Below are 20,768 nucleotides of genomic sequence, written 5' to 3'. Positions count from 1 at the left end.
GATTCCCGGCGGATAGATGGATGGATCGCAGCCATAAGTGCCCGGTGCCCCGGCTGGCAATCCTGAACGGTCATGCGCCCTTGTAGCGATCGTTGGCGGTCACCGGAAAGAACGCGGGGCTGCCGTGGCCGGTGTAGACTTCGGCCGCCAGCCAGGCCGCTTCGTCCTCGTGCTCGGCTTCGGCGATTTCCTTCGACCAGAACCGCATCGCCGCGTTCCAGCGATAGCCGCGTGCCTTGAGGCGGTCCTTGGCCTCGAACGGCGCGTCCACCGCGTTCACCCGGTAGCTGGGCCGCTCCGACCGGGCGAGCAGGTCGGTGAGCACGGTGCGGCCGTCGGTCAGGTCGTGCGCCAGCAGGTAGAGCAGGGCAAGGATGTCGTTCTCCGCGCGGTGGCCCTCGAAGAACCATCCGCATTGCGAGACCAGATAGCCCAGCGCCCGTCCGTCGAAGCCGAGTTCGAGCCAGTCCGGCTCGGCCATCGAGCAGGCCCAGGCCTTGCCGGAGAGGGCGGGCAGGCGCCGGTCGATGAAGGGCCGGTCGAACGCGGCATTGTGCGCAACGATCAGGTCCGCCGAGCCGAGGATCTCGACGGCCATTTCCTCGTCGATCGCCTGGTCCTTCAGGATCTCGTCGGTCAGGCCCGTCAGCTGGGTGATGCGCGGATCGAGCGGGCGCTCGGGGTCTTCACGCCAGACGCGGGGCTGGCCGACCTGCACGATGCGCCCGGCGTCGTCGAAGCGGAAGCGCTGGACGGCGAGTTCGATGATCCGGTCGGACGTATTGTCCAGCCCGGTCGTCTCGACATCCACGGCCACGCCGATCCGGCACGGCACGCCGGGGCGCGGCGCATGGAACCGCGAGACGGTGCGCAGGCGGCGCAAGACCCGGTGATCCGCATCCTCTTCGAGCAGGGCGGCGGCGCGGGACAGGGCGTTGGGCGGCGCTTCATGGGGGGGCATGAACATCGCTGCTCCGATAGCGCCTGCGCGGCGAAGTCGAAACACGAAATCCAACGCTGCTTCAAATGCTGAAGCAAACGATGAATCATATGCAAATACTACGCCTTCGCCGAACAGCTCGTCTCGAACTTCAACGGCGGATTATCCTAATGGGTCTGCTGCATTCGACTCATGCCGCGCCTCCCGCGACGTGAGCTTGCAGGAGCAATACCCATGCAGGACATCCTCTGGATCGGCCTGACCCTCGCGTTGCTGGCGGCTAGCCTCGGCTATGTCGGCCTGTGCAACAAGGCGTGAGGGGCAGCCGGACATGACCATCGACCTCTGGCTGGCGGGATTCACCGCGCTCGGCCTTCTCGTCTATCTCGTTGCCGTGCTCGCACGGCCCGAACGCTTCTAGGAGCGCGCCCCAATGACCCTACAGGGATGGCTGCTGATTGCGGCCTTCGTCGGCATTCTGCTGGCGCTTACCAAGCCGATGGGACTGTGGCTCCACGCGCTTTACGAAGGGCGCCGCACGCCGCTTCATGCGGTGTTCGGGCCTGTCGAGCGCGGGTTCTACCGGCTTTCCGGGATCGATCCCGAAGAGGACCAGTCGTGGCGCCGCTACGCCGTGCACATGCTGATCTTCAACGCCGTGCTGATCCTGCTCACTTACGTTTTGCTGCGCGCGCAGGCGCTGCTGCCGCTCAATCCGCTGGGCTACGGCGCGTTGAGCGAGAACCTTTCGTTCAATACGGCGATCAGCTTCGGCGCCAACACCAACTGGCAGAGCTATGGCGGTGAATCGACGATGTCGAACCTGTCGCAGATGCTGGCGCTGACCATTCACAACTTCCTCTCGGCGGCGACCGGCATTGCGCTGGCCTTCGCGCTGTTTCGCGGTTTCGCACGCCGTAGCGCATCGGGCATCGGCAATTTCTGGGCCGACATGACGCGGGTGACGCTGTACCTGCTGCTGCCGCTCTGCATCGCGCTCACCCTGTTCTACATCGCCAGCGGGGTGCCGCAGACCCTGGCCGCCTCGGTGGACGTTTCCACGCTGGAAGGCGTGAAGCAGACGCTCGCGCTCGGCCCCGTCGCCTCGCAGGAGGCGATCAAGATGCTGGGCACCAACGGCGGCGGGTTCTTCAACGCCAACTCGGCCCATCCCTTCGAGAACCCGACGGCGCTGACCGACCTCGTGCAGATGCTGTCGATCTTCGCGATCGGCGTGGGGCTGACCTATACGTTCGGCAAGGCCGTGGGCAACACGCGCCAGGGCTGGGCGATCCTGGCGGCGATGATGGCGCTGTTCCTCGCGGGAACCGCCGTGACCTACTGGCAGGAGGCGGCAGGCAATCCCGTGCTCCATCACCTCGGCGTGGCCGGGGGCAACATGGAGGGCAAGGAAGTCCGTTTCGGCATTGCCGCATCGTCGCTGTTCTCGGTCGTCACCACGGCGGCGAGCTGCGGCGCGGTCAACGCCATGCATGACAGCTTCACGGCGCTCGGCGGCATGATCCCGCTGTTCAACATGCAGCTTGGCGAAGTCGTTATCGGCGGCGTCGGCGCGGGCATCTACGGGTTCCTGCTGTTCGCCATCCTCGCTGTCTTCGTGGCGGGGTTGATGGTCGGACGCACACCCGAATATGTCGGCAAGAAGATCGAGAGCCGCGAGGTCAAGCTGGCCGTGCTGGCGATCGCGGTGCTGCCGCTGACGATCCTGGGCATGAGCGCGGTGGCCTCGGTGCTGCCTGCGGGTCTTGCCGGACCGCTCAACAAGGGGCCGCACGGCTTCTCGGAAATCCTCTACGCCTTCACCAGCGCCGTCGCCAACAACGGCTCCGCCTTCGCGGGACTTTCCGCCAACACGCCGTTCTACAACGGCATGCTGGGCGTGGCCATGTGGATCGGCCGCTTTTTCATCATCATCCCGATGCTGGCCGTGGCAGGCAGCCTTGCCGCCAAGAAGTACACGCCGGAGACCGCAGGCAGTTTCCCCACCACGGGACCGCTCTGGACCGGCCTGCTGATCGGCATCGTGCTGATCGTCGGCGGCCTGACCTTCCTGCCCAGCCTCGCGCTCGGTCCCATCGCCGATCATCTCGCGATGATCCGTGGCCAGCTTTTCTAAGGAACCTTGCAACATGGCCCGGCCTGCAAAAGCTTCCGAAACCAAATCTCTCTTCACGGCAGACCTGATCGTTCCGGCGATCGGAGACGCCTTCCGCAAACTCGATCCCCGGGAACTGATCCGCAACCCGGTGATGTTCACCACCGCCGTCGTCGCGGTGCTGCTGACGGTGCTGCTGATCGTCGGCCATGACGGTCTGGCCGCGAGCTTCAAGCTCCAGCTCGTCGTATGGCTCTGGCTGACGGTGCTGTTCGGCACTTTTGCCGAGGCGCTGGCCGAAGGGCGCGGCAAGGCGCAAGCGGCTTCGCTGCGCGCCACCAAGGCGGAACTGACCGCCAAGCGCCTCAAGGGTGACGGCGCACGGTTCGACGACGTGCCCGCCAGTCAGCTGAAGAAAGGCGACGTGGTGCTGGTGCAGACCGGCGACCTGATCCCTTCGGACGGCGAAGTCATCTCCGGCGTCGCCTCGGTCAACGAAGCCGCGATCACCGGCGAATCCGCGCCCGTCATCCGCGAGGCGGGCGGCGACCGCTCGGCGGTGACTGCGGGCACCCGTGTCATCTCGGACGAGATCCGCGTGCGCGTCACCGTCAATCCGGGGCAGGGCTTTCTCGACCGCATGATCGCGCTGGTCGAAGGCGCCGAGCGCCAGAAGACCCCCAACGAGATCGCGCTGACCCTGCTGCTCGTCGGCCTGACGATCATCTTCCTGATCGCGGTGGCGACCATTCCGGGCTTTGCCAGCTATGCGGGCGGTTCGGTGCCGGTCTCGATCCTCGCCGCGCTGCTCATCACGCTGATCCCGACCACGATCGCGGCGCTGCTTTCGGCCATCGGCATTGCCGGTATGGACCGTCTGGTGCGCTTCAACGTGCTGGCCAAGTCCGGCCGCGCGGTGGAGGCGGCGGGCGACGTCGATGTGCTGCTGCTCGACAAGACCGGAACGATCACCATCGGCGACCGCCAGGCCACCGAATTCCGGTCCGTGGGCGGCGTGAACATCAGCGAACTGGCCGAAGCCGCGCTGATGGCCAGCCTCGCCGACGAGACGCCGGAAGGCCGCTCGATCGTCGTCCTCGCCCGCGAGAAGTTCGGCCTGACCACGGCCGTGCTGCCCGAAGGCGCGGAGGTCATCCCCTTCACCGCGCAGACCCGTATCTCCGGGGTGAACACGGGCGGCCGGGTGATCCAGAAGGGTGCGGTGCAGGCGATCCTTCGCGCCAATCCGGAGGCCGGGACGACCGCTGCCGCCACCGAACTGCGCCGCGTGACTGACGAGATCGGCCGCGCCGGCGGCACCCCGCTTGCCGTGGCCGTAGACGGCCGCCTGCTGGGTGCGATCTTCCTCAAGGACATCGTCAAGGCGGGCATTCGCGAGCGCTTCGGCGAGTTGCGGCAGATGGGCATCCGCACGGTGATGATTACCGGCGACAACCCGCTGACGGCTGCCTCGATCGCGGCGGAATCGGGCGTGGACGACTTCCTCGCCGAAGCCACGCCCGAAGACAAGCTGGCGCTGATCCGCAAGGAGCAGCAGGGCGGGAAGCTCGTCGCCATGTGCGGAGACGGCACCAACGATGCGCCCGCTCTTGCGCAGGCTGACGTGGGCGTCGCCATGAACACCGGCACGCAGGCCGCGCGCGAGGCGGGCAACATGGTCGATCTCGACAGCGATCCGACCAAGCTGATCGAGGTTGTCGGCCTCGGCAAGCAGCTCTTGATGACGCGCGGGGCACTGACCACGTTCTCGGTCGCCAACGACGTCGCCAAGTACTTCGCGATCATCCCGGCCATGTTCATCGTGCTCTATCCGGGGCTGGGCGTGCTCAACGTGATGGGCCTCGCGACCCCGCAGAGCGCGATCCTTTCGGCGATCATCTTCAACGCGCTGATCATTCCCTGCCTCGTGCCGCTGGCGCTGCGGGGCGTGAAGTACAAGCCGATGGGCGCGGGTCCGCTGCTGGCGCGCAACCTGGCGATCTACGGCCTCGGCGGCCTGATCGCGCCGTTCATCGGCATCAAGCTCATTGACCTGGCCGTGAACGGGCTGGGGCTGGCGTAAGGGAGCAGGCCTTCGGAACGCGGCGCCCTTCCTCATCGTCATCCTGAACTTGGTTCAGGATCCATCGCGCCGATCGACCGGCGGTGTGAACGGCGAAATGGACCCTGAAACGAGTTCAGGGTGACGAAGGGGGCGGGCGCAGGTGTTCCTGGCGACTGCAAGGAATTTGGCTCCGGCCAAGGAGATACACAATGACCAACGATATAACTTCATCCCTTCGCCCCGCGATCGTCATGACCGGGCTGTTCGCTGCACTGCTCGGCCTCGGCTATCCGCTGGCGATGACCGGCGTGGGGCAGCTGCTTTTCCCCAGTCAGGCGAACGGCAGCCTCGTTCGGGAAAGCGGCCAAAAAGGCGGGCGCGTGATCGGCTCGACCGTGGTCGGCCAGGCCTTCACCTCGGAGCGCTATTTCCAGACGCGCCTTTCGGCGGCGGGCAAGGGCTATGACGGGCTGGCCTCGTCCGGATCGAACCTCGGTCCGACCTCGCAAGTCCTGCACGACCGCGTGAAGGATCAGGTCGCCGCGATGCAGGCGGCTGAACCCGGCAAGCCGATCCCCGCCGATCTTGTGACCACTTCGGGTTCGGGTCTCGATCCCGATATCACACCCGAGGCGGCCGTCTATCAGGTCGAGCGCGTGGCGCGGGTGCGGGGTCTCGACCCCGCCGCCGTCCGCCGCCTTGTGGAAGAGAGCGTCGAGCGGCCGCTGCTCGGCTTCATCGGCGAACCGCGCGTAAACGTGTTCGAACTCAATCGACGACTGGACGGTATCGGCGCTAAGCAGACCCCGTGACTCAAAACGACAGACCCTCTCCGGAAGCCTTCCTGCGCGCTGCCGCGCAGGAAGGCCGCGGCCGCCTGAAGGTATTCCTCGGCGCCGCGCCCGGTGTCGGCAAGACCTGGGAAATGCTGACCGAGGGCCACCAGCGGCGCGATGCCGGGGTGGACGTGGTGGTGGGCGTCGTCGAGACTCATGGCCGGCGCGAAACCGAGGCGCTGGTGCAAGGGCACGAAGTGATCCCGCGCCGCGATGTCGAGCACAAGGGCCATAGCCTCGGCGAGATGGACATCGACGCCATTCTCGCGCGCGCTCCGCAACTGGTGCTGGTGGACGAACTTGCCCACACCAATGCACCGGGAAGCCGCCATCCCAAGCGCTATCAGGATGTCGAGGAACTGCTCGACGCCGGGATCGACGTCTATTCCACGATCAACATCCAGCACGTCGAGAGCCTGAACGATGTCGTCGCCTCGTTCACCCGGGTGCGGGTGCGGGAGACGGTGCCCGATTCCATCCTCGAACAGGCGGAGATCGAAGTCGTCGACATTCCGCCCGACGAACTGATCGAGCGGCTGAAGGACGGCAAGGTCTATATCCCGCACGAGGCGACGCGGGCGCTGGGCCACTTCTTTTCCAAATCCAATCTCACGGCCCTGCGCGAACTGGCGCTGCGCCGCGCGGCGCAGGCGGTCGATGCGCAGATGCTGGAGCATGTGCGGGCCAATGCGCTGGCTGGCAGTTTTGCCGTCGGGGAACGTATCGTTGTCGCGGTGAGCGAGCTGCCGCACGCCGCCGGGCTGGTCCGCGCGGGCAAGCGCATGGCGGACGCCTTGAGGGCGCCGTGGACTGCCGTGCATATCGAGACCCAGCGCCACCGCCAGTTCAGCGACGAGGAGCGCCGCCAGCTTGCGGACACGCTGGCGCTCGCCACCCGGCTGGGCGCCTCGACCGCCAGCATTCCCGCAGCCGACGTGGTGGAGGGCCTGCGCCAGTTCGCGGGCGAGGCGCGGGCGACGCAGATCGTCATCGGCAAGTCGAGCCGCTCCTGGTGGTTCGAGATGCGCCACGGTTCGGTGGTGGACCGGCTGGTGCGTTCGGTGGGCGATGTCGCGGTCCATGTCCTGCCCTCGGGCGAGGACACCGTGCCCGGCCGCAGGGAACGGCAGCGGCGGCGCGGGAAATGGGGAAACCCGGTCGATTATTTCTGGTCGCTGCTGATGGTGGCGACGATGGCCGTGATCGGGCGGCTGTTGCTTGAAGCGCTCGATCTCGGCAATATCGCGCTGCTGTTCCTTGTCCCGGTGATGTTCGCGGCGGCGACGTTCGGGCTGCGCGCGGGGCTGTTCGCGGGCCTCGCCTCCAGCCTCGCCTACAACTTCTTCTTCCTGCCGCCCACCGGCACGTTGACGGTCAGCAATCCCGAGAACGTGATCTCGATCCTCGTGCTGCTGGGCGTCGCGATCGTCACCAGCCAGTTCGCCGCCGGAGTGCGCGCGCAGGCCGATCTGGCGGGATCGAGCGCGCGCCAGAACGCCGCGCTCGCCAGCTTCTCGCGCCAGCTTACCGCCGCCGTCACCCGCGAGGAACTGATGCAGGCGATCTGCGCGGAAGTCTCCCGCCTGCTCGACGTGCGCGCCGTGCTGCTGCTGCCCTCCGCCGACGGCCCGGTGCTCGCCGCCGCGCTGCCACCCGAGGACCGGCTCGAACAGATCGAGCGCGCCGCCGCGCAGTGGGCGATGGAGAACGACCAGCCCGCCGGGCGCGGTTCCGCCACGCTCACTGCCTCCGACTGGCTGTTCAACCCCCTGCGGAGTTCAGCCGCGTCCGGGCGCGGCGTCCTCGGCGTGCTGGGCATTGCCCGCACCGATGCCGCCGATCCCTTGCGCTCCGACCAGTTGCCGCTGCTGATGAGCCTGCTCGACCAGGCCTCGATCGCCTTCGACCGCCTGATGCTGGAGGAGGAGAACCTCAAGGCGCAGGCTGTGGGCGAGCGCGACCGGCTGCGTTCGGCGCTGCTTTCCTCGGTCAGCCATGACCTCCGCACCCCGCTTACCACGATCCTGACGGCGGCGCAGGAGATGCGCCAGCACCCCTCGGGCGAACTGGCCGAGGCCATCGAGACCGAGGCGCTGCGGCTCAACCGCTTCGTCGCCAACCTGCTCGACATGGCCCGCGTCGAGGCCGGTGCCCTGCCGATGAAACCGGAGCCGACCGACCTGTTCGACGCGGTGGCCGGTGCCGCCCACGATACCCGCGCCGCCTTGCACGGGCACGCGGTGCAGCTCGACATTCCGCCCGACGTGCCGCTGGTGCGCGTCGATCCCGTCCTGCTGCACCATTGCCTCATCAACCTGCTCGACAATGCCGGACGCTATGCCGATTCCGGCACGCCGATCGTGATCCGCTGCCGCCGGGCGCCGGACCTGTTGCTGCTTTCGGTGATCGACCAGGGGCCGGGCATTCCCGCAGGCCAGGAAAAGCGCGTGTTCGAGACGTTCACGCGCCTGGAAGGATCGGACCGCGTGCGCCACGGCACCGGCCTCGGCCTCGCCATCGTCAAGGGTTTCGCCGAGGCCATGGGGCTTTCGGTGGAAGCGTCGAACAACGAGACCCCGCACGGCGCCTGCTTCACCATCCGCATTCCGAATGCGCTGATACTCAAGAGTTTCGAGGATAGGGACGTACCATGACCATCCGCCACAAGGTCCTCATCGTCGATGACGAGCCGCAGATCCGCCGCCTCATCCTCGCCGCGCTCGGGCGGGCCGACTATCTCGCCATCGAGGCGGTGAACGGGCGCGAGGCGCTCGACCGGCTGCGGCAGGAGCGGCCCGACATCGTGCTGCTCGACCTCGGCCTGCCGGACCGCGACGGGTTGGAACTCGTGCCGATCATCAAGCAGCAGAGCGACACCACGCTGATCATCGTTTCCGCCCGCGAGGCGACCGAGGAAAAGGTCGCCGCGCTCGATCTCGGCGCCGACGACTACCTGACCAAGCCGTTCGATACCGACGAATTGCTGGCCCGCGTCCGCGTCGCGCTGCGCAACCGCATGACGCGCGGCGGCGGCGTGCCGGCGGTGACCGCCGGGGATCTTTCCATCGACCTGATGAACCGCAAGATCACCAAGGCGGGCAAGGAAGTCCACCTCACGCCCAAGGAATACGCGGTGCTGGCGCAGCTCGCCAAGTTTCCGGGGCGGGTCATCACCCACGACCAGATCATGGTGAACGTCTGGCCCAACGAGTCCGAGCGTCACGTCGAATACTTGCGCGTTCTGGTGCGGTCGCTGCGGCAGAAGCTGGAAACCGATCCCCAGCGGCCGCAGATCATCAGCAACGACGTGGGCATCGGCTACCGCCTGCGCCTTCCCGAAGACGCGGCCTGAAATCGGCCCCGCGGCATTGTGAAATCTCTATGCCGCGGGCCGTTCCCTGCTCTCGAATTGCTATGCGCGCGCCTATAGATGGTGTGCCTCCCCAAGGAGGTGCACGATGGCCGAATGGCATGAAACTCTCGCAGCCCGGCTCGGTCTGCGGCTCGGCGGCGGCGCTCTGCTGAGCGCCGCCTGGTTCGTCGGCTCGCTGCTCTACAAAAGCGTTCATGCGCATCCGCCGAGGGCGGCGAGCCTGGGCGAACTGGGGCTCTGCGCCTTGCTGGTCCTGCTGCTGGTGACTGGGAATGCCCTGTTGTTCGTCGGGCCGGGGCTATGGAGGGAGGTCGCGATTCCGGCCCGGTGGAGCGCCGTTCTGGTCGCTCCCCGAGAGGTCGAGGTGTTCGGCCATCCGGAACATGCAGCGGCCGAGGAAATCATCGATTTCCCGGAGACCAGAACCGTGCTGCCACTTCGTGATACCCGCCGCTCCGCTGCCTGAACTGTCGCCGCGATAATAAAGTAATGAAAACACTATGCGATCGCACTTGCCTCGCTCTCGATATCAAATGCGATCCTGTTCTACTTGGGCGTCCTCGAATCGCTCCGCCCTTTTGCGGAGAACTCAAGAGGACATCATGAAATCCATTGCTACCCCCGCCGCTCTGCTGGTCGCTCTTTTTGCCGGGTTCGCGCCCTTGGCCGTTCAGGCCCAGGAGGAGGCCGTACCGAGCGCCGTGACCGTGTCCGGCTCCGCCACGCTGACGTCCGACTACCGCTTCCGCGGCGCCTCGCAGTCGGACAAGGCGATGGCGGTTCAGGGCGGCCTTACCATCGCCCATGAGAGCGGACTCTACGTCGGAACCTGGGCGTCGAACCTTTCGGGCTGGGGCACCTTCGGCGGCGCCAACATGGAGCTGGACCTGATCGGCGGTTACAAGGCGAAGCTCAGCGACAACGCCGCCCTGGACGTCGGCCTGACCTGGTACATGTATCCGGGCGGCGCGGACGATACCGATTTCGCCGAGCCCTACGTCAAGCTCTCGGGCACCGCCGGCCCGGCCACCCTGACGGCAGGCGCGGCTTATGCGCCGAAGCAATATGCGCTCGCCAATGTCTCGAACGCGCCCAACAGCCGGGGCCAGAAGCAGGACAACCTCTACCTCTGGGGCGACGGTGCGCTGGCGATTGCCGGAACGCCGCTGACGGCCAAGGCCCATCTGGGCCATTCGAACGGCAATCCCGGTCTCGGTCCCAACGGCACCAGCGTCGCGCCCACCGGCAGCTATTGGGACTGGTCGCTCGGGCTGGACGCTGCCTGGCGCAACCTGACCTTCAACGTGTCCTACGTCGATACCGATATCGGCGGCGCCGATGCTGCGCGGCTCCAGCCGAACTTCAGCAAGGGGCAGGACGGCACCGGCTCCATTGCCGATGCCGCTGTCGTTGCCTCGGTGACGGCGGCATTCTGACAGGGAGGAAAGCCCGGCATCGGGGGATGCCGGGCTTTTTCGATATAGCGATCAGCCCCGCCGCCTGCGGCGTTTCAGGCGTCGTTCGTGCAGCATTGCGGGCAACATGCGATGCGGGCTGTTTTCGACGCGCAGGGCCAGCGCGACCTTCCGGCCCCGTATCAGCAGGACAAGGCCCAGCAGCGTCGCCACAAGGCACAGCACGGTGACGAGGCCATGCGGCCCGGCAGCCCGGCCCGGCGTCAGCAGCGCCAGGCAAGGCCCACCGACGAAGAGCACCGCGCCGAGCGCTCGCCAGCGAAAGTCCCGCCGTGTCATGCGGAGAGCCGCGCACGCAGGACAAGATCGCCGGCGCGCGCCGCTGCCTCCAGAAGGTCTTTCGGAGCGCCTGCCGGTGCTTCGCAAAGCACGATATCGGCCGGAAACTCCGCCTCCGCTTCGAGGCTTGCGAGCGGCTGCGCTAGCTTGAACGCAAACCCGATGGCGGAGTCCGCGTGAAGGCTCGCACGGCGGCGAGCGCGTTCGAGGCGCTCGGGGTCCACATCCGCGCCAACGGCCTCGATCGACAGAAAGCCGAGAGACCTTGCCCGTCTGGCGGCTGCGATGAGCAGGGCGCCGTCGCCGCACGGGACGTGGACGATGCGCAGGGCGCGTCGGCCACTTTCGCGCAGCACTTCGAGCCGGGCCGAGAGAGCGGGCCAGCGAGGGTCTTCGCAGGGGGCGGGGGCGATTTTCAGGGGTCGTAGCGCCGCCGTGATCGACACGGCGGGCCAGGGCGAGGCACCTTTCAGCGAAAGCGCGTAAGGCATGGTCGATTCTCCCGTCAGGCGGCGCGTTCGAGCGTTGGCTCGAAGGGGATCGCGGGCACGAGCCATTCCGTTGCCAAGGCGATCACCGCGCCCGGAAAGCCGTGGACTTCGCTGCGCGCGAAACGCCAGGCGGCGTCGCGGGAAATGAACCTGCCTTCCAGAAGGCCGTGGTTTTCCTGGACCAGCCAGTGTCCGGCCCGGTCCTGGCCGACATAGAGCACGGACCCCTGTTGATCGGGCTCCGCAGTGCCGAAGGATTCGATCACGATACGCTCCTCAAAGTTACGTAGACAATCGGCCTCGGAACGACCGGGCCGATGCCTCGAAAATTAAAAGGAGGTGCGTGTGAATTCCAGACGAGGTCAGGCGGCGGCCCGTTGAGATTTCATAATGCGGGCTGTCTTTAAGGAAACTTTACTCTCCTTCGGTCCGGCGTTCGAGGAACAGGATCGAGAGGTCCTTTTCCGGTCGCCAGTTCGTTTTCGTCATTTCGAAGCGGGTCGGCGCGATCTTGCGGACGCCGTCGCCGCAGAAGCTCACGAGATCTTCGGGTCGTTCCTTGTCGACGACGAGGCGGAACTTGCCGATCGGCTTCTTCCAGTTGCCGCCGGTGACGAGGATGTAGTCGAGCCAGTTTTCCGAATAGATGACCTCTTTCGCGGCGGCGCGGCGCATTGTCGTGAGCAATGCGGGATCGACGCAGTAGCCCCGCACGGTCTCCGGCGCCGCATCCCGGCCCAGCATCGTCATGACCGTGCCGCCGACCGAGGGCTTGTAGTCGTGCTCGACCAGCACCGGCACGCCTGCCGGGAACCGCTGGAGCCAATGGTAGGTCGTCTCCAGCTTCCAGTCGGGGTAGCCTTCCTCATCCACGAGGCCCAGGCCTTTCGCTTCCGCCTGCAGCGCCGGGGACAGGCGCTCCAGCGCTTCCTGCGCGGGGCCGAGATGCGGGGCGAGCGGAATCCCGTTGGCGCGCAGCCAGGCGGCCCGGTCGACTTTGCCGACCATGGCCTTCTGCTCGATCTCCATCTTCACGGGCCTGCCGTCCACGCGGGTTTCGAAGCCGAGGAAATTGTCGGGAGAATCGACGGGAATCGCGACGTCGATCTCGAACATCTCTCGACCGCCCACGGGTGGCAGCGGGAAGGCGACGCGGCTGACCACATCCTTGCCGCTGGTGTTGAGGAAGGTATAGCGCACCTTGACCGCCGAACGGGAGATTTCGAGATCCTCGGTCTGCATCTCGATGGCATCGCTGCGCGTCAGCACGAGGCCGCCTGCCGCCAGGTGGGCGGAAGAATCGTTGGCAAGGGCCATACCCGGAAGGCACGGGGAAAGCGCAGCGAGGGCCAGGAAAACATGTCTCCGCATGCCTCCATGCTAACGCGGAGAGCGGCCGGGTTTCAAGCGCTTGTGACGGCTGGACCTTGGCTTGGCGCCGAAGCAGAGTTAACGCTTCATTCGCCAAACCTGCCTAAACGCCTTGCCTGCGTCCGAAGCGGGCGCGCAAGTTGCGGAGCCTGTCGTTGATCCGTTCGTCCAGCCGGTTACTGGTTTTCGCCACATTGCTTCTGCTCGGCTGCGCGCTGGTCTGGACCTGCCTGCAGCGCGGACCGTGGTACGACGAGTTCTACACCCAGTTCGTGACGCGCCCCGGCGTGCCCTGGACGGCGGCCTTGCGCGAAAGCTGGCTCGCGGACAACCATCCGCCGCTCTACTACGTGCTGGCCCGCGCGACTGCGTGGCTCGGCTCGATCGCACATCACCGCCTGCTCAATGCGGCGCTCGGAGTGCTGGCGGTGGCGGGCGGCGCGGTTCTCGTGCGCGAGGTGCCGCGCCTCGCGCCTGCCGCAGCGGTGCTGGTGCTGGAACTGGCCGCCAACCCCTGGTCGCTGATCGCCGGGAGCGAGCTGCGCTCGTATTTCCTCTCGCTTTGCGCCGTCGTCGTGTTTGCGCTGGGGCTTTGTGCCGTCCGGCTGACCGGAGAGGCGGGCTCGGTCCGGCGACAGGCGGTGTTCTGGATCGCCGCGCTCACGGCTTTCAATGTCCATATCATCACCTCGCTGACCTGCGCGGCGCTGGCCCTGCCGTTCCTGCTGGCCGCCGCCGTGCGCCGCGACTGGCGGGAGACACGCGCGATCGGCGTGCCGGTGGTAGTCGCCGGATTGGTCTTCGCCGCGATCACCGCGCTCCAGCTTCCGATCTGGCTGAGCAATACCAAGGTGTTCTGGATCGAGCCGGGCTTCGATTCCGCCCGCTGGTCGGTGGAATGGGCGCTGCTGCGCACGCTGGAGGCCAATCCGGTCGTGCTGGCGGGGGCCTTGGCAGGGGCGGTCCTGTTGGGCCGCGACGTCCTCCAGCGCCGGAAGCCGAGCGGCGAGGCCGGAGCGCTGGCGCTGCTGGCGATCGGCGTCGTGCTGGCGGCGGGCGGTCTCGTTGCCCTGCACATGCTGCGGCCGATCCTGATCGAGAAGTATCTGATGGCGCTGGTTGCGGCGGTCTCGGTCGGGGTCGGGCTGTCAGGAGGGCGGCTGCTCGAAGGTCTGTCGCCGCGCTGGCGGCTGCTGGCGCTGCTGGCCGGTTTCGCGGCGACGCTGCTGGCGCTCGTCCAGAACGTGCCGCTTGCGGTGAGCCGGGTGAGCTGGTTCACCACCGGCCGCGCGATCGCGCAGGAAGTCGCCCGCTGTCCGGGTACGGTGGTGCATGTCGACCCGTTCTGGAATGCCGAAATCATGGCGATGTTGCCGCGCGACAATGCGCAGGTCGTGCCTTTCGCCTATCGGTACGTGGCGCGCTCCTTCGGTTTTTCGGTTGCTCAGGTGGGATCGCGGGAGATGGCGAATGGCTGCCCGACGGTGTTCTGGGGCGAGCATGACAGCAAGCAACAGTTCGATGCCGGTGCCGTCTCGGCGCATTTGCGGGCTTCCGGTTTTCCTGTCGGGAACATGGATTTCCGCCGTATCGGAGACGGCTGGATCGCGATGGTCCCGCCGCAGCCGGAGCGCTGAAGCGTGAGTGGGACGCGTACGCCGAAGCTCCGGAGCATCCAGGCCCTGCGCGGGATCGCCGTGCTGGCGGTGGTCGCCTATCATGCCGCCCGGCACCTCGGTCAGGCGGTGGACGCATCGGCGATCACCCGCCTGACCCAGCCCGGCCATGCGGGGGTGGACCTGTTCTTCGTGCTGTCCGGCTTCATCATCCTTCATGTCCACCGGCAGGATATCGGCCATCCGCAGGCGCTCGGGCGCTACGCCTGGCAGCGGTTCGCGCGGCTCATGCCGATCTACTGGGTGGCGCTGGCGGCGACGATCGCGCTGATGCTGCCGCATCACGGCGGCGACGTGACGCCGGCCCGCGTGCTGTTCTCCGCCAGCCTCTTGCCGGTCGCGCAGGACCCGCTGCTGGGCGTCGCCTGGACCCTGCAACACGAGCTGCTGTTCTACGCCGCCTTCGGGCTGCTGATACTCGACCGGAGGCTCGGGCTGGCCTGCCTTTCGCTCTGGCTGCTCTGGGGCATGGCGCAAGGGATCGGGCTGCTGACGGACTTCGGCCTGCCGCGCTTCACCAGCCTGTTCAATCTCCAGTTCCTGTTCGGCATGGGGGCGGCGTTGGCCGTGAACCGGGGCTGGATCCGTCGCGGAGGACTGCTGGCGCTCGCGGCCATGGCGCTTCTCGTGCTGGTGGGGACGATGGAGGCACTGGGCCGGATCGATGGCTACGGCAATCTCGCCCGGCTGGCCTACGGTCTGCCTTGCGCGCTACTGATCGCGGGGCTGGCCCTGTGGGAATCGGGCGCGCAGCGGTGGGTTCCCGCTCTGCCGGTGGCCTTGGGCGAGGCGTCCTACAGCCTCTATCTCTTCCACCTTCTGGGCATAGGCGTGGCCTGGCAGGTCTGGCTGCGTAGCGGGATCGACACCGCCGCCCATCCCGTGTCCTGCTACGTCTTCCTGCTGGCCGGTGCGCTCGCTTGCGGCCTTTCCGTGCATCATCTGATCGAAGTGCCGCTGCTGCGGCGGCTGCGGCGAGGCTCGGGAAAGCCGCCCGGAATGGCGCTCGCCGCCTAGTTCGGGCTTTCTGTGACCCTTCTGGCCGTTACCCTTCTGGCCACGCGTTTGATCTCGTGGCACGCCGGTCGGTCGGCAGGGAGCGAAGGCTGCATTTCCGTGCGCAGGCGCGTCAGCAAGGCGCGAAGCTCTGCGGGCGTGGGCTGTCGTTCCTCACCGATGCGGGCGATCAGGGCCGGGTAGTGCCATCCTTGTCGAAGGCCTCCTCCCTCGGTTGAGCCCTTGGCTGAGGGCCGCTTGCCATTTTGGGCCCAGAGCACGAGACCTGCCGCGGCGACGCATCCGAACGTCAGCATCATGGCCCGCAGATTTCCGCTCCCCAGGCCCGATACCACAAAGACGACCAGAAATGCGGTCATCGCCAGAGCGGCGGCAAAGGCATGATGAATGCGCATGGCCGCCTTGATGCAGAGGGCCGTGACGGCGGCGACGATAAGCATGCTTGCGCCGGTTTCGAGTATCGCCTCGAATAGAATTTTCAGGACGGACATGGCAGGCTCCTCTCCCAGAGACCTTCCCATTTTATATCGTATCGAGATATAAAAATTGCAAGAGGCGAAGGGTCAGAATGCCACGTCGAGCCGGACGGTATCGGTATAGGTCCCGCCGGGCGGGGTGACTTGTCCGGGCAGGATCGCCGCGCGGTAGGTATAGCTTTGCGTGGTCACGGAGTCGTAGATGCCGGGATTGGTTTCCGCCGTGCCGCTGCCGCGCCTTGCCGCGCCGACCGAACCCCAGCGCTCGGTGGAGGATGTCGTCTTGTAGATCTCGTAGTTGAGGTAGTTGGAGGTCGTGCCGGACGTAAAGCGCATCCGCCGCACGCTGCCGCTGGGATTGGCGCCATCGTCGAGGCCCACCGTATAGGAGGTTCCCGCGCTGCACCGGATCTGGATCGTGCGGGTGATCGGGTTGAAGCTGCCTACCAGCGGAGCCGAGCCGAACCCGGCGGCGGGGGCGTTGATGATGCAGTCGTTCTGGACGGTGAGCGTTACCGTTATGCGCGCGACCACCCCCGTACCCCAGTTCGTCGGCGCGGTCAGCAGCGGGCGCACGAGGCCGGGGCTGTTGTCGTAAGCAAGGCAGACGGCCACGCCGACCGTGCAGATCGAATAGTACCAGCGCAGATCGAAGGAGCCGGTATAGTCTCCGGCCCGCAGGGCTGTCGTGGCCGTGGTGCGTATGTAGATCGGCACAGTGCCGCCCGCGCCGGAGAACAGGCTGAGCAGGGGTGTCGAGGAGACGTTCTCGAACGTGTTCAGGGGCAGGGCGGCGCCATTCTGCGTGGCGGACGGGATATAGGGGATCGTCAGTCCGCCGGGTCCGGTCAGCAGGAGCGTGGTGTTCTCGATACGAAGGCCGAGATAGTGCGTGGCCAGCAGAGCGAGCGTGATGTCGCACTGCAAGCCGGCCGAGCCGCTGCCCTGCTGGGACGTGGTGCCGACCGTGTAGGAACTCACCTGGCCCAGGTTGGCGCTGCCCGCGGAAACGGTGCAGGCCTCGGCGCGGGCCGAAAGCAGCACGCATGTCAGCATGGCCGTGAACAGCGCGAGAAGGCGGCTTACGGTCGGCATGTCAGGGTTCCGATGTCGAGAATATCCTCGGCGGGCAGGTGCGCCGCGAAGCGGGCGCGGCAGGTGCCGCCTTCGGGGAACGTGGCCACCAGCGCGTTTTCGGCGGCGATGCCCTCCAGGAAGATCATTCCGTCCCATCCGACGTAAGTCCGCGTCTTCTCGTTGAGCAGGATGGCGGAACCGGCCGGAACCGGCTTGCCCGAGGCATCGACGAGAACGCCGCGCGCGACGGTCGTGCGGTCGATCGGGAAGCGGACTACATAGCCGCTACCCGCCGCCACCGCCACGCGGCGGCTGACGACATCGGCCTGGACGCTGGGCGGCAGGGACAGCGTGTCGATATCGTAATGGGCGGGATACCAGGCGCTGGCCGTGGGGATGAGCAGGCGGCCGTCGCGGTTGGTCTCGCCGATCAGCTGGTTCTCGTAGCGCACCGGCACGCCCGCCTCGCCGTTGGTGGTGACGAGCGCGAAGGCGTCGGTCACGCGGTTGGCGGCGAAGAGGGCGCCGTCCATGAAGACCAGCGATCCGCTCGCCCCCAGCCATCCGGTGTAGTCGCCCTGGCCATAGGCCCCGGCGCGCAGCTGGATCGGCTGGGTGCGCCAGGCAAGGTCGCCGCGCAAGTAGGGCTGGTCTCCGGGCTCGCCATAGACGCTGGCGTTCCAGCCGAACCCGCCCTCGGTGGGGATCGGCCGCGAGTAGTCCGCCGTCAGCCCGGTCCGCCCGTCCTGATCGCGCGCCACGCCGCCGCTGGCATAGCCGGTGCCGAACGGTACGGTGAGCGTCAGCGCGCCGGACCAGCTCTTGCTGGCGAAGTCTCGCGACACGCCCGCATAGATTCGGCTTTCGCGCCAGAGCGGCACCGTCCAGGAGAGGTTGGCGAGCTTGCCGCTGTCGGCGCCCTGCCGCGCAAGGTCGAAATAGCCGAGACCGAGCGTCCCGCCGCCGCCGAGCGAGAAACTGGCGGTGGCGGAAGTCTGGCGCTCCCAGCCGCGGCGGTAGGGCTGGTCGAGCAGGGCGAGATCCACGTAGTCGGCGTCGTGCCGGATATGCCGCACGCCCACGGAAAACCGCCGGGCTTGGTATTCGTAGCCGACCGTCAGCTCTCCCCCGGAACTCTGCCCGAAATTGCGGCTGTAGGAGGCGTTGACCACCCCCAGCTCGCCCACCCGGAACACCGCCCCGGCCCCGAACAGGCGCATGTCCTCGGCCGCTTCGCCGCGCAGTTCCAGCGTAAGCGCGCTGGTCAGCCCGTGCCGGGCGAAGGCGCTGACGGCGAGGCCTTCATAGTCGAAATTGCGGATGCCGTAGTTGCGGCGGAACGAGCCTGCAGCCAGCGCATATTCGGTCAGCCCCGGACGCAGCAGGGCACTGCTGACGTAGAACGGCACGGAGGTTGCGATGCTGCGCCCGAGCATGTCGGTGACGATCAGGTTGGCCTGCCCATAGCCGTTGATCGGCGGCAGGGTGCCGAGCGAGAACGGACCGGGATTGACCTGGCTGCCGGCGATCCTCTGGCCGTTGACGACGAGATCGACGGTGGAGGGCAGGGCGGCGCTCCCCGCGAATTCGGGTAGCGGATAGGTCACGATGTCCGGCCGCACCGAGAAATCGCGGGAGATCTGCGCCCCGCCCAGCCGGATTGCTGGTGCCCAGGGGAGGGTGCGGGTGATGATGTCGCCCGCTTCCACCGTCGTCATGCTGCGCTCGTCGGACCAGCGCCAATATGTGTCGTAACGGATGTAGGGGCGGTGGCGGCGGTCTTCGGAGGTGTTGCCCGGAGAGGTGCTGACGACGCCGGTGGTCGAGACCATGCCGAACTTACCGAACACCCGCGCCTCGTGCCAGAGCGAGGCCTGGAGGGGCAGACCCCCGCCGCCGGTGAGGAAGGCGTCGTAGTTGAGCAGGGCGCCGGTGTCCCGCTTCGCCCGCTCGTGGGGGCGGCCGTGCGGGCCGATCTGCTGGTTAGGGAGATAGTCGGGCAGAACGGTGAGGTGCAGTTGCTGGCGTGCGGAATCGTAGTCGGCACTCACCCCGTCCAGCGTATCGAGGAACAGCTTTTCATCGGTCGTGTGCAGTACCATCCCTGCGCGGCGCAAGTCCGCCGTGCGGAGCTGGAAGCGGTTGTCGCGCTTGAGCACCGAAGCTAGCACGCCGCTGGCCATGCCGTTGACGTAGAGTTCGAGTTGTAGCGTCTGCTCGGCGTCGAAATCCGCCCGGTCGACCGGCGGCGGCAGGTCGGAGAAGAAATCCGCGCGCGGGGCCGCATCGGGGGCGTCCGGTGCATCGGGCGCAGCGAGGCAGTCCGTTGCGAGCAGCAGCGCGACGACGCCGGTGGCGATCCCGGTCGGGACTCGCTTCGGACGTCTCCGCGATGGCTCGGCTCCGGACACTTGCGGATCATTCCGGCAGATGCTCGATATGGGCCAGCGCCCTGCCGTTCAGCGTTGCCGTCAACACGCCTTGAACATCCGTGCCCTCAGGCAGCGGCCAGCGCATGGTCGCGCCGGGCAGGACGTAGCCGAACAGCCCCTCGCCAAGGCCGGAGCGCTTGCCGGTACGCGAAAAGGCGACATCGCTGAGCCGCGCGTGCCCGGTGCCGCTGTTGCGGATTTCGATGTAGCGGCCCTGGCCGTCGCTTCCGGTCTTCCAGCCGAGCTGCGGCGGCGGGGGAACGGCTTTCTTGTTGCCATCTCCGGTCTTGGCAAGCGAGAACAGCGGCAGCGAATAGCGCATCCGGAATGTCACTGCGGCACCCTGAGTGCCGCTGGGCGTGGCTGCGGCGTCGGCGGTCGGGATCTGGTCGACGATGACGCGGTAGGGCTTTTCGGGAACGCCGGGCGGCGGCACCAGCCGGGTCAGGCGGATGAGCTGGCGCTGGCCTGGTTCGATGCTGAGGATCGGCGGGGTGCCGAGAATGTCCTTCTGCTCGCCATAGAGGTCCTCGCCGTTCTGCTGGGTCCAGGCGAAGATGCGGATCTGCAAGGTGATCGGCGCCTTGCCGGGGTTCTCCAGCCAGAGCGCCGCTGCCGGGGCATCGCCCTCGATTACCGGGCTGATCGGCCAGATCAGCAGCGAACCCGGCGACTGCGCGGCGACTGGAAGAGGCAGGAGGATCGCGAGGAAGCAGAGCATCGCCAGGCCGAGGAAACGGAAGACGGTGCGCATCGGCGGGCTCCTGGAAACATGGCGGGTCACCATGCGAGAGTGACGGTCAGGGTGTCGGTATAAGTGCCCGGCGGCAGCGTTCCGGGCAGGGTCAGCGTGGCGTAGATCGGCAGGCGCACGTCCTCGCTGTTGCTCGTGGTGATCACGGAGTTGTACGCGGTGCCGATGGCTATCGGCAGCGTGCAGGCGGCATCGCGGCACAGGGTATAGGGAATGCGCGAGGTGGTTGCGGCGCGCTGGAGGTTGCGCTGGCCGCTGCTGGAATGGGTGCCGCCATCGATGGTCATGCTCAGGGTGACGCCCTGCGTGCAGCGCAGGCGCATGGTCTGCCCCGTCGTGGAGGTGGCCGTGCGCTGCTGGGTGGAGAACGTCGAGGCGGTGCCGAAGTTG

The 20,768-nt window shown here is 67.0% G+C and carries 21 protein-coding genes; 11 read left to right on the top strand and 10 right to left on the bottom strand.

Features of this window, described 5'->3' with window-relative positions; all coding sequences use genetic code 11:
* Positions 1 to 70: 70 nt before the first annotated feature.
* On the bottom strand, positions 71 to 967 hold the full coding sequence (locus V7066_RS16190) for a 3'-5' exonuclease (RefSeq protein WP_334184015.1): 897 nt from the start codon (positions 965 to 967) through the stop codon (positions 71 to 73).
* Between the two features lie 165 nt (positions 968 to 1,132).
* Here V7066_RS16190 and V7066_RS16185 point away from each other — a divergent pair, with 165 nt between their 5' ends.
* From V7066_RS16185 to V7066_RS16145, 9 genes are all read left to right on the top strand, one after another.
* A complete protein-coding gene (locus V7066_RS16185; protein WP_334184014.1) occupies positions 1,133 to 1,258 on the top strand; it encodes a hypothetical protein in 126 nt (41 codons plus the stop codon).
* Positions 1,259 to 1,271: 13 nt separating this feature from the next.
* Entirely contained in the window at positions 1,272 to 1,361 is a 90-nt protein-coding gene (locus V7066_RS16180) for a potassium-transporting ATPase subunit F (protein WP_008829858.1), read from the top strand.
* 12 nt (positions 1,362 to 1,373) lie between these two features.
* Complete coding sequence (kdpA, locus tag V7066_RS16175; RefSeq protein WP_334184013.1) at positions 1,374 to 3,077, top strand: potassium-transporting ATPase subunit KdpA; 1,704 nt, start codon at positions 1,374 to 1,376, stop codon at positions 3,075 to 3,077.
* Between the two features lie 13 nt (positions 3,078 to 3,090).
* Complete coding sequence (gene kdpB / locus V7066_RS16170) at positions 3,091 to 5,139, top strand: potassium-transporting ATPase subunit KdpB (RefSeq protein WP_334184012.1); 2,049 nt, start codon at positions 3,091 to 3,093, stop codon at positions 5,137 to 5,139.
* A gap of 191 nt (positions 5,140 to 5,330) precedes the next feature.
* A complete protein-coding gene (kdpC, locus tag V7066_RS16165; RefSeq protein WP_334184011.1) occupies positions 5,331 to 5,933 on the top strand; it encodes a potassium-transporting ATPase subunit KdpC in 603 nt (200 codons plus the stop codon).
* Positions 5,930 to 8,611, top strand: a complete 2,682-nt coding sequence (locus V7066_RS16160; protein WP_334184010.1) for a sensor histidine kinase KdpD — start codon at positions 5,930 to 5,932, stop codon at positions 8,609 to 8,611. The genes kdpC and V7066_RS16160 overlap by 4 nt, the downstream gene beginning before the upstream one ends.
* Positions 8,608 to 9,309 (top strand): response regulator transcription factor, encoded by a 702-nt coding sequence (locus V7066_RS16155; RefSeq protein WP_334184009.1) that lies wholly within the window; start codon positions 8,608 to 8,610, stop codon positions 9,307 to 9,309. Before V7066_RS16160 ends, V7066_RS16155 begins: the two co-directional genes overlap by 4 nt.
* A 106-nt stretch (positions 9,310 to 9,415) precedes the next feature.
* Positions 9,416 to 9,796 carry a hypothetical protein gene (locus tag V7066_RS16150; RefSeq protein WP_334184008.1) on the top strand — a complete coding sequence of 127 codons (381 nt, stop codon included), beginning with the start codon at positions 9,416 to 9,418 and terminating at the stop codon, positions 9,794 to 9,796.
* Between the two features lie 136 nt (positions 9,797 to 9,932).
* Positions 9,933 to 10,766, top strand: coding sequence for a TorF family putative porin (locus V7066_RS16145; RefSeq protein ID WP_334184007.1), 834 nt, complete (start codon positions 9,933 to 9,935; stop codon positions 10,764 to 10,766).
* A gap of 51 nt (positions 10,767 to 10,817) precedes the next feature.
* Here V7066_RS16145 and V7066_RS16140 read toward each other — a convergent pair whose 3' ends face one another.
* The 4 genes from V7066_RS16140 to V7066_RS16125 all read right to left on the bottom strand — a co-directional run bounded on the left by V7066_RS16140 (position 10,818) and on the right by V7066_RS16125 (position 12,946).
* The gene (locus V7066_RS16140) at positions 10,818 to 11,084 is read right to left on the bottom strand and encodes a hypothetical protein (protein WP_334184006.1); all 267 of its coding nucleotides are present in this window, start codon (positions 11,082 to 11,084) and stop codon (positions 10,818 to 10,820) included.
* Positions 11,081 to 11,575 carry an SAM-dependent methyltransferase gene (locus tag V7066_RS16135; RefSeq protein WP_334184005.1) on the bottom strand — a complete coding sequence of 165 codons (495 nt, stop codon included), beginning with the start codon at positions 11,573 to 11,575 and terminating at the stop codon, positions 11,081 to 11,083. Before V7066_RS16135 ends, V7066_RS16140 begins: the two co-directional genes overlap by 4 nt.
* A 14-nt stretch (positions 11,576 to 11,589) precedes the next feature.
* On the bottom strand, positions 11,590 to 11,841 hold the full coding sequence (locus V7066_RS16130) for a hypothetical protein (RefSeq protein WP_334184004.1): 252 nt from the start codon (positions 11,839 to 11,841) through the stop codon (positions 11,590 to 11,592).
* Between the two features lie 148 nt (positions 11,842 to 11,989).
* Positions 11,990 to 12,946: a DUF4424 domain-containing protein gene (locus tag V7066_RS16125; RefSeq protein ID WP_334184003.1), complete on the bottom strand. Its 957-nt coding sequence runs from the start codon at positions 12,944 to 12,946 to the stop codon at positions 11,990 to 11,992.
* Positions 12,947 to 13,101: 155 nt separating this feature from the next.
* Here V7066_RS16125 and V7066_RS16120 point away from each other — a divergent pair, with 155 nt between their 5' ends.
* Positions 13,102 to 14,583: a hypothetical protein gene (locus V7066_RS16120; RefSeq protein ID WP_334184002.1), complete on the top strand. Its 1,482-nt coding sequence runs from the start codon at positions 13,102 to 13,104 to the stop codon at positions 14,581 to 14,583.
* A 3-nt stretch (positions 14,584 to 14,586) separates the two neighbouring features.
* On the top strand, positions 14,587 to 15,639 hold the full coding sequence (locus tag V7066_RS16115) for an acyltransferase family protein (protein WP_334184001.1): 1,053 nt from the start codon (positions 14,587 to 14,589) through the stop codon (positions 15,637 to 15,639).
* Here the strand turns inward: V7066_RS16115 and V7066_RS16110 are convergent.
* The 5 genes from V7066_RS16110 to V7066_RS16090 form a co-directional block, all read right to left on the bottom strand.
* A complete protein-coding gene (locus V7066_RS16110; RefSeq protein WP_334184000.1) occupies positions 15,636 to 16,079 on the bottom strand; it encodes a hypothetical protein in 444 nt (147 codons plus the stop codon). The genes V7066_RS16115 and V7066_RS16110 overlap by 4 nt on opposite strands.
* 123 nt (positions 16,080 to 16,202) lie before the next feature.
* Positions 16,203 to 17,210 (bottom strand): Csu type fimbrial protein, encoded by a 1,008-nt coding sequence (locus tag V7066_RS16105; protein ID WP_334183999.1) that lies wholly within the window; start codon positions 17,208 to 17,210, stop codon positions 16,203 to 16,205.
* Complete coding sequence (locus V7066_RS16100; protein ID WP_334183998.1) at positions 17,198 to 19,603, bottom strand: fimbria/pilus outer membrane usher protein; 2,406 nt, start codon at positions 19,601 to 19,603, stop codon at positions 17,198 to 17,200. Before V7066_RS16100 ends, V7066_RS16105 begins: the two co-directional genes overlap by 13 nt.
* A gap of 7 nt (positions 19,604 to 19,610) precedes the next feature.
* Entirely contained in the window at positions 19,611 to 20,378 is a 768-nt protein-coding gene (locus V7066_RS16095; protein WP_334183997.1) for a fimbrial biogenesis chaperone, read from the bottom strand.
* A 26-nt stretch (positions 20,379 to 20,404) separates the two neighbouring features.
* Positions 20,405 to 20,768: Csu type fimbrial protein (locus V7066_RS16090; RefSeq protein WP_334183996.1), on the bottom strand; the 364-nt coding region annotated here is incomplete at its 5' end.

Source organism: Novosphingobium sp. (genome assembly GCF_036820275.1).
In the GTDB taxonomy this organism is placed as follows: Bacteria; Pseudomonadota; Alphaproteobacteria; order Sphingomonadales; family Sphingomonadaceae; genus Novosphingobium.
This window is presented reverse-complemented; position numbering and strand designations above follow the sequence as displayed.

Excerpts from the sequence above, each read along its gene's own strand:
- V7066_RS16150 (WP_334184008.1), top strand. The coding sequence starts at position 9,416 with ATGGCCGAATGGCATGAAACTCTCGCAGCCCGGCTCGGTCTGCGGCTC.
- kdpC (WP_334184011.1), top strand. The coding sequence starts at position 5,331 with ATGACCAACGATATAACTTCATCCCTTCGCCCCGCGATCGTCATGACC.
- V7066_RS16140 (WP_334184006.1), bottom strand. The coding sequence starts at position 11,084 with ATGACACGGCGGGACTTTCGCTGGCGAGCGCTCGGCGCGGTGCTCTTC.
- V7066_RS16105 (WP_334183999.1), bottom strand. The coding sequence starts at position 17,210 with ATGCCGACCGTAAGCCGCCTTCTCGCGCTGTTCACGGCCATGCTGACA.
- V7066_RS16135 (WP_334184005.1), bottom strand. The coding sequence starts at position 11,575 with ATGCCTTACGCGCTTTCGCTGAAAGGTGCCTCGCCCTGGCCCGCCGTG.
- V7066_RS16155 (WP_334184009.1), top strand. The coding sequence starts at position 8,608 with ATGACCATCCGCCACAAGGTCCTCATCGTCGATGACGAGCCGCAGATC.
- V7066_RS16185 (WP_334184014.1), top strand. The coding sequence starts at position 1,133 with ATGCCGCGCCTCCCGCGACGTGAGCTTGCAGGAGCAATACCCATGCAG.
- V7066_RS16110 (WP_334184000.1), bottom strand. The coding sequence starts at position 16,079 with ATGCTTATCGTCGCCGCCGTCACGGCCCTCTGCATCAAGGCGGCCATG.
- V7066_RS16180 (WP_008829858.1), top strand. The coding sequence starts at position 1,272 with ATGACCATCGACCTCTGGCTGGCGGGATTCACCGCGCTCGGCCTTCTC.
- V7066_RS16145 (WP_334184007.1), top strand. The coding sequence starts at position 9,933 with ATGAAATCCATTGCTACCCCCGCCGCTCTGCTGGTCGCTCTTTTTGCC.
- kdpA (WP_334184013.1), top strand. The coding sequence starts at position 1,374 with ATGACCCTACAGGGATGGCTGCTGATTGCGGCCTTCGTCGGCATTCTG.
- kdpB (WP_334184012.1), top strand. The coding sequence starts at position 3,091 with ATGGCCCGGCCTGCAAAAGCTTCCGAAACCAAATCTCTCTTCACGGCA.
- V7066_RS16125 (WP_334184003.1), bottom strand. The coding sequence starts at position 12,946 with ATGCGGAGACATGTTTTCCTGGCCCTCGCTGCGCTTTCCCCGTGCCTT.
- V7066_RS16095 (WP_334183997.1), bottom strand. The coding sequence starts at position 20,378 with ATGCGCACCGTCTTCCGTTTCCTCGGCCTGGCGATGCTCTGCTTCCTC.
- V7066_RS16190 (WP_334184015.1), bottom strand. The coding sequence starts at position 967 with ATGTTCATGCCCCCCCATGAAGCGCCGCCCAACGCCCTGTCCCGCGCC.